Consider the following 17420-nt stretch of genomic DNA (forward strand, 5'->3'; position numbering starts at 1 on the left):
CCCTAGAAAAACATTGAATAACCGCAGCAATAATGCTACAATTAAATATTATAACCTACGGACTGAATTTTGTTCCGGTTTTTCGTTATCAATCTCTCTAGCAATGTTATTTTTACAGGGGAGCTGCTCATCAACAGCAGCCATATCAGCAATCAGCAGGCACAAGGAGCAGTATGCTATTATGAAACGTTGGAACTTTTTACCCCATGACCAGGCAAACACAAATAAATTGGCGGAGGAAAGCGGCCTTCCTTTGGTTCTTGCCGGTATTTTGTCGGCAAGAGGCATCGATGCGGCACGCCTGGAAAGCATGTTTCCAGGCAATGCCGGCTTGAGCGACCCTTTTCTCCTCGCCGATATGGACAAGGCTGTCCAACGGATCCAGGATGCCATTGAGGCCTTTGAAAAGATCGCCGTTTACGGGGACTACGATGCCGACGGCGTTACTGCAACCGCCCTGCTGTATTCCTACCTTGAAACCTGCGGCGCCGATGTTCTCTATTATATCCCGGAACGGGATACCGAGGGCTACGGCATGAACTGCGAGGCCATTGACCAGCTCGCAGCAGAAGGCGTACGCCTGATTATTACCGTTGACAATGGCATCGCCTCGGTTCCCGAGGTTCGGCATGCCGCTGCACTCGGCATTGACGTTGTAATCACCGACCACCACCGCCCGCAGGCGGAGCTTCCACAGGCCTGTGCGGTCGTAAATCCGCACAGGCCTGATTGCCCCTCGTCTTATAAGGACTTTTCCGGTGTCGGCGTTGCCTTTAAGCTGGTCACCGCACTGGAGGGCGCCGTTGAAGGGAACGGCATTGATCTGCTCGACAGCTACGCAGACCTGCTGGCAATCGGCACCATTGCGGACATTGTGCCCCTGACAGGTGAAAACCGCCTCTTTGTAATTCAGGGGCTGGAGCTGCTCGCACAGCCCGACCGTCCCGGCCTTCGGGCGCTGGCAGAGCTGTGCGGCCTGGAGGAGAAAACGCTGACTGCCACGCGGGTAGCCTTTTCCATTGTTCCCTGCATCAATGCCGCGGGCAGAATCGGTTCACCCGCCAGAGCCGTCCAGCTCCTGCTCTCCGAATACGCCGACGAGGCCTACCCGCTTGCCGAGGAACTTTACCAGGATAACACGTACCGCAAGCAAATTGAAAGTGATATCAGCGAACAGGCCATTGCTCTGCTCGAAAAAGAACCCCAACGACTGGACGAACCCATTCTTGTCGTTGAAGGCGCGGACTGGAACCCAGGGGTCATCGGCATTGTCGCCGCCCGTCTTTCCGGCCGGTACGGCAAGCCCTGTATGGTCATTTCCTGCTCCGGAGATGAGGCAAAGGGCTCCGGGCGCAGCGTCGAGGGCTTTTCACTTTTCGAAGCCGTATGCGCTTGTAAGGGGTTCCTGACAAAATTCGGCGGCCATCCGATGGCCGCGGGCATTTCTCTATGTACGGAGGCTGTCCCCGCATTCCGCCGGGCAATCAATGCCTACGCCGCCGGACAGCCCAGGGCCCTACCCTCTCTAACGGTGGACTGCGTATTAAACCCACAGGACCTCGGCCTGGAGATCCCCCGCGCCCTCCGGCTGCTTGAGCCCTTTGGCGAGGGAAATCCCCAGCCGTTGATCGGTGTGCTGAACATGAAGCTGACGGAGATCACACCCCTATCCGGCGGAAAGCACCTGCGCTTTACCTTTATGCAGAATGACTATATCATTCACTGCGTTAAATTCAATATCACCGTTGAACAGTTTGAGTACCGCGCCGGCGACCTGCTGGACCTGGCAGTGACGCTGGAGGAACGGGACTACCACGGCGCGCCGCGGACCTCCATCCATCTACGGGCCTATAAACCGGCAGGGATGGACCTTCAGGCTGTTTTTGACGGTTGTACGCTTTGGGAGCGAGCACGCAGCGGTGCGCCGCTTTCAAAGAGGCAAAAAGAACGCCTGCTGCCAGCCCGGGAGGACTTTGCCGCATTATACCGTTATTTGCGCGGCATACCGGTTTTTTCCGGCGGCATCGAAGCACTGCTGGCGCGTATGCCGCCGCACTTTTCCGCTGAACGGCTGCTGATCTGCTTAGACGTTTTACAGGAGCATAAGCTGATCCGCCGGGTACAATCCGGCCTGTATTGTGAAACCTCCATTCTTCCGGCAGCCCAAAAGGTGGATTTATTTCAATCCAACATTTTAAATCAGATATCCAATGCTTCGGAAACCACGGAAGGGGAGTGACGACATGGCGGAGGCTCTACAGACTTATGAAGACCTGAAAAAGCTGCTGCAAAACAGCGAGCGCGATTACGACATGGAATTAATCGACCGGGCATACCATCTGGCGGATGACAGCCATTCCGGGCAAAAGCGCCTCTCCGGCGATTCCTATATCAGCCATCCCGTTGCGGTTGCCTGTATTTTGGTTGAGCTTGGCATGGATTCCGAGTCCATTGCAGCCGGCCTTCTGCACGACGTTGTTGAGGACACACCAATTACCTTAGAGCAGATTAGCAGGGGTTTCGGCGAGGACATTGCCAAGCTTATCAACGGCGTTACCAAGCTGGGGCGCATCCCCTATTCCTCCCGGGAAGAGCAGCAGGCCGAGAACATCCGTAAAATGCTTATCGCCATGGCCGAGGATATCCGCGTCATCATCATCAAGCTGGCAGACCGCCTGCACAATATGCGAACCGGGCGCTTCTGGAAACCGCAAACACAGCGGGACAAAGCCCTGGAGAACATGGAGGTTTATGCCCCCATCGCGCATCGGCTCGGCATCCGGGCCGTCAAGGAGGAGCTTGAGGATCTTTCCCTGCGCTATCTGGACCCCATCGCCTACCAGGAAATTGAAAGCGGCCTGGCTCTTCACCGCAATGAGCGCGAGGCCTTTATTGAAGAGACCAAGGCCCATATTCGTGAGCGCGTCTCCCAGCTGATTCCTAACGTGTACCTGGAGGGGCGTGTAAAAAGCGTAAACGGAATTTACCGCAAAATGTTTATACAAGGCAAAAACATGGACCAGATTTATGACATCTACGCGGTCCGCGTTATTGTCGACACTGTAAACGACTGCTACAATGTGCTGGGCATCATCCACGACATGTACCGCCCGCTGCCGAACCGTTTCAAAGACTATATCTCCACCCCTAAGCCCAATATGTATCAGTCGCTGCACACAACAGTTATCGGCAAGGAGGGCATCCCCTTCGAGGTTCAGATCCGTACCTGGGAGATGCACCACACCGCCGAATACGGCATTGCCGCCCACTGGAAATATAAGCTCGGCATCTCTAGGGGCGACTCGCTGGAGCAGCGGCTCTCCTGGATCCGCCAGATGCTGGAAAATCAAAAGGAGAGCGGCGACGCGACGGACCTTGTACGGACTATTAAGTCCGACCTTGCCCCGGAGGAGGTCTTTGTCTTTACGCCAAAGGGCGAGGTCATCAACCTGCCCTCGGGTTCTACTGTCATCGATTTTGCCTATGCCATTCACAGCGCCGTCGGCAACCGGATGGTCGGCGCAAAGGTTGACAAGAAAATTGTTCCCATTGACTATAAAGTCAAGACCGGCGAGATCATTGAAATCCTCACCACCAAGGAGGTTGGACGCGGCCCCAGCCGCGACTGGCTTAAAATAGTTAAAACCAGCGAGGCCCGCAATAAAATCCGGCAATGGTTCAAGCGCGAAAAAAGGGATGAAAACATCGCCGAAGGCAAGGCCGAGCTGGAACGTGAGTTCAAGCGGAACAACATTGATTTTACCGAAGAGGAGCTCTCCTCATTTTTGCAGCAAATTGGCAAAAAGCAAAGCTGTCAAACGGACGACGATGTCTATGCCGCCATTGGGTACGGCGGTATTCAGCTGTGGAAGCTGATGCCAAAGGTCCGGGAGGAATATCAAAAAACGCACCGCCAGGCAAAAGACTCCGAGCTCCCCGAATTGCCCACGGTGCCTGAAGCGCCAAAAAAGGCTGCCGAAGGTGTGATTGTCGACGGGATGGAGAATTGCCTGATTAAATTTTCGCGCTGCTGCAACCCGCTCCCCGGTGATGAGATTATCGGCTTCATTACCCGTGGCTTCGGCGTATCCATCCACAAGCGTTCCTGCAGTAATGTCCCGCGGAAAATCAGCGAGGCTGCCGAACCGGAGCGCTGGGTAAACGTCCATTGGGCAGGGACGGTAAAAGAGGATTTTAAATCCACCCTTGAGATCATAGCGACAGACCGCTCGGGCTTGCTGGCAGACGTTACCCAGCAGCTGTTCAACATGCATATTGCCATTCACTCCCTAAACTCCCGTGAAACCAAGGACGGCGGCGCGGTAATTACCGCTACCATCACGATTCATGGGCTGGAGCACCTACAAAGCATTATCGCCCGGCTGTCGGGTATTGAGGGCGTCTACTCCGTGCGCCGGAGCTGACGAGAAAGGACGGTTTAAATGAAAATTAAACGGATAACGGGCGGCATGCTGCCCGTCAACTGCTATTTACTCACCGACGATGCCACCGGTGAAACCGCGGTTATCGACCCCGGATTTTTCAGCCCTGAGCTTGCCGACGCCATCTGGCAGGCCGGTTCAAAAAATATTAAGGCCATCCTGCTGACCCACGGCCACTTCGACCACACCGGCGGCCTGGCACAGGTACACCGGATGACCGGCGCCAAAATCTATATTGGCAGAGAGGACGCCGCATTTCTTCACGACCCTGCGCTCAGCCTGTCCAGCATGCTGTCCGCCGCTCCACAGCCTGTCATTACCCCGGACGTTCTTATTTCCGAAGGCGACAGCATCCCGCTGGGCGGCCTGTCCATTCGGGCGCTCCATACGCCGGGCCACACGGCTGGCAGCTATTGCTACCTTGTAGGGGATGCGCTTTTTTCCGGCGACACGCTGTTTCAGCAGAGCTGTGGCAGAACTGATTTTCCCACCGGAGATTCCGCCGCGATGGCCAGATCTCTGCGCCGGCTGGCGGATCTGCCAGGCAACCTCCAGGTTTACCCCGGGCACGAGGGCGAAACCACTTTGGATATGGAGCGGCGCTTTAATCCCTATATGCAGAACAATTAATCACCAGAGCAGAGCGGCTTTTATGCCGCTTTCGTTATTTCATTTATTTATTGCCCGCTGGGCGGTCCTGCCACCGGAGCCTATTATCTTTGACCTTTCAGGAGTGATCACGTGATCTTAATTATTGACGGCCATTCCTTCCACTATGAGATGGAAAACCTATGCCGTTTATTTTTCCACCACGAAAAAATAGAAGTGCGCAAAGAGCTGCCGCCACTTCAGGAAACCCCCGGCGCCCTTGCCGTATTGACAGCACTGCGCCAGGAGAGCGGCACCGCTGCCATCACGGTAGAGCTGTGGGAGCCGGGCGGGGAAAAGCAGCGCTATTGTGAGACGCTGAAGGGTCCCCAGGCCACGGATTCCGGCGCACAGGAGCTTTGCATGGGCCGTCTGCTCTTTAAGGCACTGTCCCAGCTGAGAGGCTTCCGCCCTCAGTGGGGCATTATTACCGGGGTCCGGCCTGTCAAGCTGCTGCGCGCACTGTGTGAAAAATCAGGCGAAGACCAGGCCGCTGCTGATTTTCAACAGATCTACCTGGCCTCCCCAGAAAAGGTACAGCTTAGTCTGGCTACAATGAAAAATGAACAGAAAATTCTTGAGCGTTCCAAGCCAAACGCTTTCAGTCTGTACATTTCCATTCCCTTTTGCCCTACCCGCTGCTCATACTGCTCCTTTGTTTCTTCCTCTGTAGAAAAAACGATGAAGCTGATTCCCGCCTATGTGGAGCTTTTATGCCAAGAGATTGCCGCCGCTGGCGCGTGTGCTGGGCGGCTGGGCCTCCATTTGGAAACCGTCTATTTCGGCGGCGGGACTCCGACCACGCTGGAAGCCGGGCAGCTAAACACCTTGCTAAAGGCCGTGCATACCCACTTTGACCTGTCCGGCTGCCGTGAATTTACCGTGGAGGCCGGCAGGCCCGACACCATCACGCCGGAAAAGCTCAAGGCCCTTTCACAGAATCAAGTAACGCGCATCAGCATAAACCCACAAACCCTGGACGACCGGATTTTAAAAATTATCGGCCGCCGCCATACCGCGCAGCAGACCCTGGATGCCTTTGCCCTTGCGCGCCGTCTCGGTTTTCAGAATATCAATATGGATCTCATCGCCGGCCTGCCGGGGGACAGCGCCGCAGGCTTCGGACATACACTGGACCAGGTGCTTGCATTAAACCCGGAGAGCATCACCGTACACACACTCGCACTAAAGCGCTCCTCCCATATCTACCAAGAGGAAAATGGTGAAAGCGCCGGAGCCGCTGAAACAGCCCGTATGCTTGCCTATGTGCAGCAGAGGCTTCCGGCCCGGGGATATGAGCCCTACTATTTATACCGGCAAAGCCGTATGGTTGGCAATCTTGAAAATGTCGGGTGGGCCCGGCCGGGCGCCGAAAGCCCGTATAATGTCTTTATTATGGACGAATCTCAAACTATCCTGGGCTGCGGGGCCGGAGCCGTTACAAAGGTCAAGGACCCTCACAGTGAAAATTTAGAACGTATTTTTAACTTCAAGCATCCATATGAATATATAGACCGTTTTAATGAAATCATTGCCAGGAAAGAACAGGTAGATCAACTCTATGAAAAATTCAATCGAGCAATACGCACACTACGCTGATACGGTTCAGCAAATCAACCGCTATGCCGCGCTCCCAGGCGACTTTATCCAACGTGTGGAGGAAAAATACCAGAACAGCCTGGCCGAGCTTGCCAATGCTGTTCTTGCACGCTGCCTGCCGCACCGCGTCCATACGATCATGCTCTCAGGGCCGTCCAGCAGCAGCAAGACCACCACCGCCCATCAGCTGGTAGCGCGTTTTCAGCAGAAAGGCCGGGAAGCTGTGCTGATTTCCCTGGACGATTTCTACCTGGGCGACGAGCATACGCCGTTGGATGCCGATGGAAAGCCAGATTATGAGACCGTAGATGCCCTGAATATTGAGCTGCTAAACGACTGCCTGCTGAGCCTAATGCAGCATGGTGCCTGCAACCTGCCGGTTTTTGATTTTACGCACCACCGCCCGCTTGCCGAGACGCGCCCGATTGAGCTGAGGCCGGATGCCATCGCCGTTGTGGAGGGAATCCATGCCCTGAACCCCCGGATTGTCCAGCGACTGCCCAGGCAGGACCTGACCAAGATATATATTAGTGTGAAGCAGGGAATCAGCGACCGCGGGCAGGCCCTGTTGACGCCTAATGACATTCGTCTCATCCGCCGCATTGTACGCGACCACCAGTTCCGCAGCATGCCGCCGGTGGGCACCCTTGCCATGTGGCCCTCCGTAATGTCCGGCGAGTACCGCTACATTAAGCCATACCGGCGCGAGGCCGACTTCACCATCAATTCCTTCCACTCCTACGAGCCCTGCGTTTTCCGCAGCCTGCTCACGCCGTTACTTTCCACTGTTCCACCGGGCAGCGAGCACGAGCAAAGGGCCCGGCAGCTTCAGCAGGCACTGGCACTCTTCACCCCCATCCCCTTTTCTCTTGTGCCGCCTGAGTCCGTGCTGTGGGAATTTATTGGAAACCCGGCGGCATGAGCCCTGTAGCCATGCTTTGTTCATACTTCTTCTCTTGTTTTTCTTTTTAAAAGATGGTATAATTGTGCAAACTATAGATGGGAGCGTGATTTTTGTGGGACTTTTTGAAGACGTTGTTATTAACGCCAAATCAGCCGTCTCTGTTGTCGGAAAAAAGGCCGGGGAAATCGTTGATATATCCAAGCTCAGGATCACTGCTGCGGACTTAAACAACGAAATTTCCAAACGCTTTGAATCGCTTGGAAGAGTTATTTATGATGCTAAAAAAACTGAAAACGATACCAGTGACCTGGTGACGGAATGCATTTCTGCAATTGACGATCTGTATGAACAGCTCGATGCCGTCAACGAACAGATAATTGCCCTGCGCAAAAAAACAATCTGTAGAAACTGTGGTGCAATCAACCCGCAGGATTCTATTTTTTGCAGTAAATGCGGCAACAGGCTTGTCAATGACGGGCCGTCAGCCGATGAAAACAGCGAAGGCAAATAAAAGCGCCGCATAAATGAAGGCGGCCTTCTACTTAAAAAGCCGGGGAATATCTCTCCGGCCCGAAAAGGAAGTATAAGGGCAGAGGGAACCGGCATAAGGGAAGGAAAAGGACAGGCGGAAACGCCTGTCCTATCTTTATGCGTCCAAACGGTTCAAATTCTGTCATACTAAGAGTGAGGCGGGAAACTGCGGAAGGGAACAAGCAGCGGAGAACAAAGAGGGAAGCAAGTAACGCGGAAGAAGGACGGAGAGACCGGAGAAACAGACGGGGAAAAGCAGAAAAACCAGCCTCGCCGCCTGACGAAACTTCGAACCTTTCGTCGGGCGGGCCACTGCGGGCGGCGCTCCCATAAATTGGGGGCGCCGCTTTTCTGCGTTTATTGAGAGTTATCAGCATTCGTCATACTAAAGATGTAGCATGAAAAGACGAAGGGAGTGAAAAAAGCAGTGGCCTACCTTGACGATAAAGAGGCGGCTAAAGGGTTCGAAGAGCAGCGGCCCCGTCCAGACGGATAACGGCGGCAAACGGTTCGAAGAAGCAGTGACCTGTCCGAGCGATATAGCGGTAACTGGTTCGAAGGAAGCACAGCAGGCCCGACAAGGCTGTGCGGCTCCCACTGTATGTGGAGCAGACACAGGCAGAACGATTACACGCTCGATTTTTGATAAAAAATCGACGGGTAAACGGAGCTGCCAGCGGCAGCGGAGTGAAAAGCCTCGCAAAGCCCGTGAAATCGGGAAAACAGCACCGGGAAGCTGTCAAAAAAATCTCGCCGAAACGCCCAACTAACAGCTATTTTCTCAAGGGATAACTGCGCCCATATGAAAGGAGGCCGGTATGAAACAAAAATCTATGGTGCGGCAGGTGCAGGAAGCGCTGCAAGTCCAACTGCGGATAGGAGAGAAACGCCATGAAGCAAAGAAGGCGGAGCAAACCCATTCCCCCGCTGGCATTTTCTCCTATCGCACCTTTGAAACCTACATGAAACAAAGCTGCGCTTTTGCAAAGTGGGCAAAATCAGAGTATGGGAGCCGGACGCTGGAAGCCGCCCGGCCCTGTGTGGAAAGCTACCTGCAAAGCGGGATTGACCGGGGCTTGTCCGCCTATACCCTTGCCACACAAAGGGCGGCGCTGTGCAAGCTCTACGGCTGCACGGCGCAGGACTTTGCTGTGACCCTCCCCCACCGGGAACGGCAGGACATTGAGCGGAGCAGGCAGGAGGCCGCCCGCGACTATGGCTTTTCCAAAGAGAACAACGCGGATATTCTCGCCTTTGCAAGAGCGACCGGCCTGCGCCGCCATGAACTGGCGGCGGTAAAACCGGAGCAGATACGGGAAAACGAGGACGGGAGCGTGACGGTCTGCGGGGTCAAAGGCAAGGGCGGCAAGGTGCGGGACATTGACGTGCTGCCGGGGAAAGAAGAAGCGGTCTTGAAGTTTGCGGGAAATCCCACAGGAAAGCCCGTCTTTGCTTCCGTCCCCTCCCATATGGACGTACACGGGTGCCGGAGGGAGTACGCAAACGCCATGTATCACAGCTATCAGGAAAAGCTGCGGAAAACGGAAGGCCGGGATTTCCGCAGCCTGCCGCCTATCTGGGAATTAAGGCCAGTACGGAAACCAGACGGAACCTATCTCAAAAAGCCGGACGGGAGCCGCGTCAAAACATGGCAGCTTGTACCTTCCTACTATCGGTGCAAGAAGGACAGGCGGGGCGTGGTCTACGACAAAAAGGTCATGCTGTATGTCAGCCGACAATTAGGTCATAACCAGATTTCCGTTATTGCCGGACACTATCTGGATAAGTAAATAACAGCCGGTAGGGAAAGAGAAATGGAGCTATCGGAATAAAAACAGCCGCGTGTGGAGAAAACAGCGGTTACATGCGGATAACCATCTATAAAACCGCCGGAAGCTGGAAATTCCGTTTTTTCTCCTGTGCAGGCCGTTTCCATTTGTTTTTTGCCTCTCTTCCCTGCATATTAAGTGGGAAGGGAGGTGATTTTTTGGAATATGGATATATCCGTGTTTCCAGCACAGACCAGAACGAGGACAGGCAGCTCATAGCCCTGCATGGGAAAGGCATACCGGACAACCGGATTTACATGGATAAACAATCGGGGAAAGACTTTAACCGGCCCAAATACAAGCGGCTGGTACGGAGGGTAAAACAGGGCGATTTACTGTATATCCTGAGCATTGACCGCTTGGGGCGCAACTACCGGGAGATACAGGAGCAATGGCGGTTATTGACGCAGGAAAAAGGCATAGATATTTGCGTTTTAGATATGCCGCTTTTGGACACCCGGCAGGGAAAAGACCTGATGGGGACGTTTATTGCAGATTTGGTATTGCAGATTTTATCTTTCGTGGCCCAGAGCGAACGGGAGAGCATACGCAAACGGCAGGCGGAAGGGATTGCGGCGGCGAAAGCAAGGGGCGTTAAATTCGGCAGGCCGCCTGTCCCTTTGCCGGGCAACTTTTATGAGGTACACAGGGCATGGAGGGGCAAAAAAATGACACTCCGGCAGGCGGCGGAAGCCTGCGGAATGCCGGAAGGCACATTCTATGCGAAAGCGGTCAAATTTGAAAAAGCCGATTAAATAAACTGCCTGAAACTTTGGAAAAGCCTACTTTTGCAAAGTGGGAAAAAAGAGGTATAGCGAACGAAGGATTTTCCCCACCGGGTATTGAAAAACGGCGTGTTTTCTGGTAGATTTAATATGTATATTTAGGCATGTACTGACTTTGCAAAAGTAGACGATTGCAAAGCGGAAAATCTGAATGCATACATGAGGGGAAGGAGATGAGTTGTGAACGGGACGAGCCTGTTTGAGTTCTTTGGCAAATCATCAATCAATAAAACGAAAGGAAGAAGCAAACAATGAAAAAAAGAAAATGGCTGGCAAGTTTGTTGGCGGTTGTCATGGTACTGGCAATGATGCCGACAATGGCGTTTGCGGCAGGAGATACAGTAGAAGTATCTACTGGAATGACCTTTACAAGTGACACTACACAAAGTGACATTGACACGTGGGCCATTGATGCAGCAATTATTACGAATAATACAGACGGAACCTACACTGTGACCCTGCAAAAGAATATTACCCTGCAACAAGGGGCAACGTCCCCGATCACATTTGGGAATTACAGGGATGCAGCCGGGGCAAAGCAGCCTACCATGATTTTGGATTTAAATGGCTTTACCGTGTCTGGAAAAACTATTGTTATCAGCAATATGGGAAATCTAATTATCCGGGACAGCAAAGGGACCGGAAAGGTTGTATACGATGGCGGGCAATATCTGGCGGCTGTTCAAAATGCTGGATATTCGCTGACCATTGAAGGCGGCACGTTTGAATGCAATGGTGCAAACAGCGCAGCCTATAATGCGGCAATTAGCGCAGCAGCGTCTACCGAAACAGTGATCAACGGCGGCGTCTTTGATGGAAATGGTGCAGGCGCGTTGATTGCATACGGAGATGTGACCGTAAATAGCGGAACCTTTAATGGTGCCTATGGGGTTGTCTCGAAAAAGGCGGGCGATGGCTCAACAGGAAGCATTACATTCCCAGAGACATCTACTGCTGTCGTTAATGCTGAAAAAATGGCTTTAGTGGTGGAAGGAGACGACACGGTAGCCGGAACCATCTCAGCTAACGGCGGAACCTTTAATGCGCCCAATGTTGTAGGCAAGATCGGCAGCAATGTAACGCCGCAAGATCAGGTTACGATTGCCGGAGGTAGCTATACCGCAGACCCTTCTGCTTTTGTCGCTGACAATACAGCACTGATAGGACTCACAAACAATGGAACTACCCAGTACGCTGCTGGCGGTGACGCACAAATCATGGCTGATTCAGCAAAAGAAGGAGATACTATTACTGTTCTCCAGGGAGATACGATTACAGTACCGGATAAAGTAACGGTAGAAAACCAAACCGGCAGTAAAATTACTGTGAATGGTGAAACTGTCCAAGTTGGCGAGACAATCAATGCTCACGTACATAGTTACAGGGAAACTTGGTCGTCTGACAAGGACAACCATTGGCATGAATGCAGCTGTGGAGAAGCGGCCGATACCGCAGCGCATATTTGGGGCGAATGGACTGTAACCAAAGAGGCTACTGAGACAGAGAAAGGCTCCAGAGAGAGAAGCTGCACGGTTTGCAATTATAAGGCAACCGAGGAAATCCCAATGCTGACTCACACGCATAGCTATGGAACAGAATGGAAATCTGACGGCACAAACCATTGGCACGAATGCTCCTGCGGAGCTAAAGCAGATGAGTCCGCTCATACTTTTGCATGGATTACTGACAAGGAAGCCACAGCGAACGAAAAGGGTTCCAAGCATGAAGAATGCACTGTCTGCGGCTATGCAAAGGTCGCGGTAGAAATTCCTGCAACCGGAACAACAGAACAACCTACCAAACCGGAAGATAAACCGACTACCGACGTTCCTCAGACCGGAGACAACAGCAATATGGTTGTTTGGATTGCCGTTATGCTCATGGCCGGCGCTGGAATGGCGGGCACCATTGTTTACAGCAGAAAGAGAAAGCACAGCAGATAGTTTTTGACCCACAAAGCCGGGGTACGGATATTCGGTATCTGTACTCCGGTTTTTCTTATCCCTGTCCAGCTTCCGTCATACTGATGGTAGAAGGCAAAGCCTTCAATCAATCAGCCGGAAGCCTGACAGGGTAACACAGGACGGGCCTTTTCGCAGAAGCAAGGGAAATCTCCGGCGGAAAGGAGGCCAGATGGAACACAACGGGAAGGCGCTGCAGGAGTACCTTTACAAGACCATAGAGGTCAAGAAGGGCGGCGTGACGTTTCAAGTCAGCCTGTATCTTCCTACCACCGGGACGGGCAACCTGAAAAGCCGCCTGCTGCGCCTGATGGAAGCGGATATGGAGCGGCAGGAGAAGGGGAAGGGCTGAAGCCCTTCCCTTTTTCCCTGTCCTGTGGTATGATATTTTTACCTTATGACAGGTTTCCCCTGCTGGAAAGGAGCGTAACATGCAGGGAAACCAAACAGAAAAATATACGTTGCTCTATGGCCGGTTATCCAACGAGGACAAGCGGGAAGGAACCAGCCTGAGCATACAGCACCAGGAGGAAATGCTGCGGGACTATGCGGCAAAACAGGGCTTTTCAAACGTCCTGTTTCTGTATGACGACGGCATTTCCGGGACAAAGACCAACCGCCCCGGCTTTCAGAGGGTGCTTGCCATGATACGGGAAGGGCAGGCCGCTACGCTGATTGTGACCGACCTGACCCGCCTGTACCGCAACCAGTCGGAAGCCAATAACCTGCTGGAAATCGTGTTCCCGGCGCTGGAGGTGCGCTTTATCGCCATCACCAACAACTATGACAGCGCCACCAACACGGAGAGCGACGAGGATTTAGCCATGTTCTCCAACCTGTTTAACGAGTGGTATCCCCGGCAGACCAGCCGGAAGATTAACGCTGTTATTCAGCACAAGGCGGAAAAGGGCGTGCGGATTGCTTCCATTCCGCCTTACGGCTACCAGAAAGACCCGGCGGACAGGTTCAAAATCATTCCAGACCCGGAGGCGGCGGAACAGGTGCGGTATATCTTCAACCTGTGCGCCTCCGGTATGGGGCCGGAGCAGATTGCAAAGCGGCTGGAACAGGAAAGAATACTTGTGCCTACAGAATACGCCTACCGCAAGTTTGGACGCAACCATTCCAGCCGCAACCCGGACTTTCCCTATCGGTGGTCGGGAAGCAGTGTAGCGGATATACTGGAAAACCCGGACTATATCGGCATACAGACAAGCTGCAAGACGCACAAGCCGTCCTACAAAAGCGACCTTGTGGTAGAGGTGCCGGAGGAAAAACGCTACAAGGTAGAAAACGCCCACGAGCCGATTATTGACCGGGAGCTGTGGGACATTGTGCAGCGGGTACGGGAAAACAAGCGGCGGCCCACCAAGCTGGGGGAAATGGATATGCTGGCGGGCATGGTACAGTGCGCCGACTGCGGCAGCACCCATTACCTTTGCCGGTGCGGGAGCTGGGACGAGAGCCAGTACAGCTATCTGTGCGGGCGGTATCACAGGCACAAGGAAACATGCACGCCCCACACGGTAAAAGCCCTGTACCTGCGGGAAACGGTACTGAAAGCCATACAGCGCCTGCGCTGCGGTGCAAAAAGACCGGGAAGCCTTTATCTCCCATCTGACGGCGAAGAAATCCGGGCAGTTGAAAAAGGAGCTGGCGGCAAAGCGGAAGGAGCTGGAACAGGCGAAAAACCGGCAAGCAGAGCTGGACAACCTGATAGCCGCCACCTTTGAGAAGCTGGCAACCGGCATACTCACAGACGGACAGTTCAAGCAGTTGAACGGGCGGTATCTGGCGGAGCAGGAAGCCTTGAAGGGGCATATTTCCCTCTTGGAAACCGAGCTTGCCGGACAGCAGGACGAGTTGGACAGCGTGGGGAACTTCCTCGCCATTGTTGACCGGCATTTAGAGGTGCCGGAGCTGACGCCGGAAATCCTGCGGGAGTTTGTCCACCACATTACGGTGCATGAGCGCGACGGCGCTTACAAGAAGAAGTTTTACACACAGAAGATTGATATTCACTTTAATTACATTGGGACAATACAATAGAGCAGGACACGTTTTGCGTGTCCTGCTCTACCGAAAATCGTTACTTCCTTATCTTGCCGGGGCCATTCCCCGGCTTTTTTATATTAGGCAGAGCGTTTCCGGCCCTGCCCTTTCACAAAACCAGCCCCAACTCGCTCTGAAAATTCATTGACTTGCAAAGCCAAACATGCTATATTGATCCCAAAAAGCAAGCATGGATAGTATTGCTTGCGGACGATTTAAGGGGAGAAAGCAATGAACACCTGGAAAAAAATAGACCTATGCGGCGCATACCGGCTCGCGCTTCAGAAGCATGCGGATTATCTCCACGCTTCAGCACATCCTGTCACTTACACCGAAGTAGCGCAATTTAACACCGCCCTCATAACCGGAAAGGTACCGGGAAATTTTGAACTGGATATGGTGGAGGCCGGCCTGTTGCCGGATCCTTTCTATGGTGAAAACCTTCTGGAGAGCGAAAAAATGGAGGATATGCACCTGTTCTACGCCAGAAAATTTGACTATTCTACAGAAGAAGGCACGGAACCCTGGCTTGTCTTTGAGGGCATTGACACAGTTGCGGAAATCTATCTAAATGGAAAGAAAACCGGATCCTGCGACAATATGTTTATCCCACAGGAATTTCCGGCCCAGTCTCTGCTCCGAGAAGGTGAAAATGAGCTGGTCGTTCATATTGCCCCGGCCTGTATAGAGGCCAGGAAAAATAAAATTTCAGCCGGTAACACCGCCCTGAAATACAACTATGAGGCACTACGCCTGCGCAAGGCTCCCCATATGTTTGGCTGGGACATTATGCCGCGCATCGTTTCCGCCGGTATCTTCCGCCCGGTACGCCTGGAATACCGTCCGACCATACGCCTAAACCAAGCCTACCTGATGACGGCCGGCATCGACCTTGATCGAAAAACCGCGCATCTCCAGCTTTTCTATGACTTTAAAACGCAAGATGCAGACCTCTCCCGCTATGAAATCGAGGTCACCGGCCGCTGTGGAGACAGCAGCTTTTATGCCTCGGAACGGCCTTGGTTTACCGCAGGAAAATTAGATTTTACCGCCGAAAACGTCCGCTTTTGGTGGCCAAAGGGGTATGGCGCCCCCGACCTTTATCAAATAACGGTTTCCATCAAGAAAGACGGAGCCGTGCTGGATACCATCCGGCACAGCAGCGGAATCCGTACCGTTCACTTAGAACGCACCGGGCTCACCGATGCCTTCTTCAGCGGAAAATTCCACTTTGAAGTAAACGGCAGGAAAATCTTTATCCTGGGCACCAACTTTGTCCCAATCGATGCCTTCCACTCCAGGGACAGGCAACGCCTGCCCGCTGTTATGGACCTGCTGGATGACTCTGGCTGCAATGCCATTCGCTGCTGGGGAGGCGGCGTTTACGAGGATGATTACCTCTACACACGCTGTGATGAGCTGGGCATCCTGATTTGGCAGGACTTTATGATGGCCTGCGCCCTACATCCAACAGACGAGGAGTTTTGCCGTGTTATCCGTCACGAGGCGGAAGCCGTTGTCCGCCGGTTGCGGCACCATGCCAGCATTATGCTTTGGTCCGGTGATAACGAATGCGATCAGTTTACTCAATACGGCGCCTTTCCCAGGGACCCGAACCGCAACCGAATCACCCGCCAGGTATTGCAGGATGTAATCGATGCCGAAGACCCCACCCGCCCCTACCTTCCAAGCTCCCCATATGTCGGCCCTGACGCTGCCAGGCTGGTAGACGACACTTATTTAACCGAGCGCCATCTATGGGGACCGCGTGATTATTTTAAAAGTGAATTTTACAAGGGCTCTCTCTGTAACTTTGCCAGTGAAATCGGCTACCACGGATGTCCTTCCCGGGATTCGCTGGAAAAATTTCTCCCGGCGGATAAACTCTGGCCATGGCAAAATAACGATGCCTGGATGATCCATGCCGCTTCACCGGAAAAGGGCACGGGCGGCAGTTACGCCTACCGCATTGAACTGATGGCAAAGCAGATCCGCGAGCTTTTCGGTACGCTGCCCGACAATTTAGAAGATTTTATCCTGGCAAGCCAAATCTCACAGGCAGAAGCCTTCAAGTTCTTTATAGAGCTCTTCCGCACCGGAAAGCCCAACCGTACCGGAATCATCTGGTGGAACCTCATAGACGGCTGGCCGCAGTTCTCAGATGCCGTTGTGGATTACTACTTCAATAAAAAACTGGCCTATTATTATATCAAACAGGTCCAGCAGCCGATCTTGCTCAGTGTAGCCGAGCCTAAAAACTGGTGCTGTGAAGTCAAGCTGGTCAATGACACCGGCGCACGGCAGGATATTTTCTGCCGGATCAATGATTATATGGGCCATAACCGGACCGTTTACGAGGGGATCATATCCATTGACGGCGAGGTCAAAACAGTGACGTCTCTTCCCTATAGCCAGGGCGAAAAGAAAATTTATACCCTGGAATGGACCTGTGGCGACAGGAGCGGTAAAAACCACTATCTGGCCGGTAATCCTCCCTTTGAGCTGGCATTTTACCGTGATTTCCTCCACCGGTATTATCCAAATATCTAAACCGCCACAAGAAAGCTGCCGGCTGTAAAACGGCAGCTTTTTATTTTAATCTGCAACGCCTCCTGGGCGGCCTTCTGCATGTAATAAAGCCCGGCTGATTATTTAAGCCGAGCCAATAT

At 53.1% G+C, this 17420-nt stretch carries 13 protein-coding genes; all 13 read left to right on the forward strand.

Annotated elements, in window-relative coordinates:
* Positions 1-181 precede the first annotated feature (181 nt).
* Positions 182-2239, forward strand: coding sequence for a single-stranded-DNA-specific exonuclease RecJ (gene recJ, locus DPQ25_RS02255; protein ID WP_112331545.1), 2058 nt, complete (start codon positions 182-184; stop codon positions 2237-2239).
* Between the two features lie 4 nt (positions 2240-2243).
* Positions 2244-4424 carry a RelA/SpoT family protein gene (locus DPQ25_RS02260; RefSeq protein ID WP_242978192.1) on the forward strand — a complete coding sequence of 727 codons (2181 nt, stop codon included), beginning with the start codon at positions 2244-2246 and terminating at the stop codon, positions 4422-4424.
* Between the two features lie 18 nt (positions 4425-4442).
* Positions 4443-5072 (forward strand): MBL fold metallo-hydrolase, encoded by a 630-nt coding sequence (locus DPQ25_RS02265; protein ID WP_112331547.1) that lies wholly within the window; start codon positions 4443-4445, stop codon positions 5070-5072.
* A gap of 111 nt (positions 5073-5183) precedes the next feature.
* The gene (gene hemZ / locus DPQ25_RS02270) at positions 5184-6689 is read left to right on the forward strand and encodes a coproporphyrinogen dehydrogenase HemZ (RefSeq protein WP_112331548.1); all 1506 of its coding nucleotides are present in this window, start codon (positions 5184-5186) and stop codon (positions 6687-6689) included.
* Positions 6652-7611: a uridine kinase family protein gene (locus DPQ25_RS02275; protein ID WP_112331549.1), complete on the forward strand. Its 960-nt coding sequence runs from the start codon at positions 6652-6654 to the stop codon at positions 7609-7611. The genes hemZ and DPQ25_RS02275 overlap by 38 nt, the downstream gene beginning before the upstream one ends.
* A gap of 94 nt (positions 7612-7705) precedes the next feature.
* Positions 7706-8104, forward strand: a complete 399-nt coding sequence (locus DPQ25_RS02280; protein ID WP_177576795.1) for a zinc ribbon domain-containing protein — start codon at positions 7706-7708, stop codon at positions 8102-8104.
* 838 nt (positions 8105-8942) lie between these two features.
* On the forward strand, positions 8943-9914 hold the full coding sequence (locus DPQ25_RS02285) for a hypothetical protein (RefSeq protein WP_112331550.1): 972 nt from the start codon (positions 8943-8945) through the stop codon (positions 9912-9914).
* 197 nt (positions 9915-10111) lie between these two features.
* Positions 10112-10708: a recombinase family protein gene (locus DPQ25_RS02290; protein ID WP_242978193.1), complete on the forward strand. Its 597-nt coding sequence runs from the start codon at positions 10112-10114 to the stop codon at positions 10706-10708.
* A 281-nt stretch (positions 10709-10989) separates the two neighbouring features.
* Positions 10990-12681 (forward strand): LPXTG cell wall anchor domain-containing protein, encoded by a 1692-nt coding sequence (locus tag DPQ25_RS02295; protein ID WP_112331552.1) that lies wholly within the window; start codon positions 10990-10992, stop codon positions 12679-12681.
* A 190-nt stretch (positions 12682-12871) separates the two neighbouring features.
* A complete protein-coding gene (locus DPQ25_RS02300; protein WP_112331553.1) occupies positions 12872-13051 on the forward strand; it encodes a hypothetical protein in 180 nt (59 codons plus the stop codon).
* Positions 13052-13130: 79 nt separating this feature from the next.
* Positions 13131-14432: a recombinase family protein gene (locus DPQ25_RS02305; protein WP_112331554.1), complete on the forward strand. Its 1302-nt coding sequence runs from the start codon at positions 13131-13133 to the stop codon at positions 14430-14432.
* Positions 14341-14748: a DUF4368 domain-containing protein gene (locus DPQ25_RS02310; protein WP_177576796.1), complete on the forward strand. Its 408-nt coding sequence runs from the start codon at positions 14341-14343 to the stop codon at positions 14746-14748. The genes DPQ25_RS02305 and DPQ25_RS02310 overlap by 92 nt, the downstream gene beginning before the upstream one ends.
* A gap of 234 nt (positions 14749-14982) precedes the next feature.
* Positions 14983-17301: a glycoside hydrolase family 2 protein gene (locus DPQ25_RS02315; protein WP_112331555.1), complete on the forward strand. Its 2319-nt coding sequence runs from the start codon at positions 14983-14985 to the stop codon at positions 17299-17301.
* Positions 17302-17420 lie beyond the last annotated feature (119 nt).

The organism is Hydrogeniiclostridium mannosilyticum (assembly GCF_003268275.1).
Lineage (GTDB): Bacteria > Bacillota > Clostridia > Oscillospirales > Acutalibacteraceae > Hydrogeniiclostridium > Hydrogeniiclostridium mannosilyticum.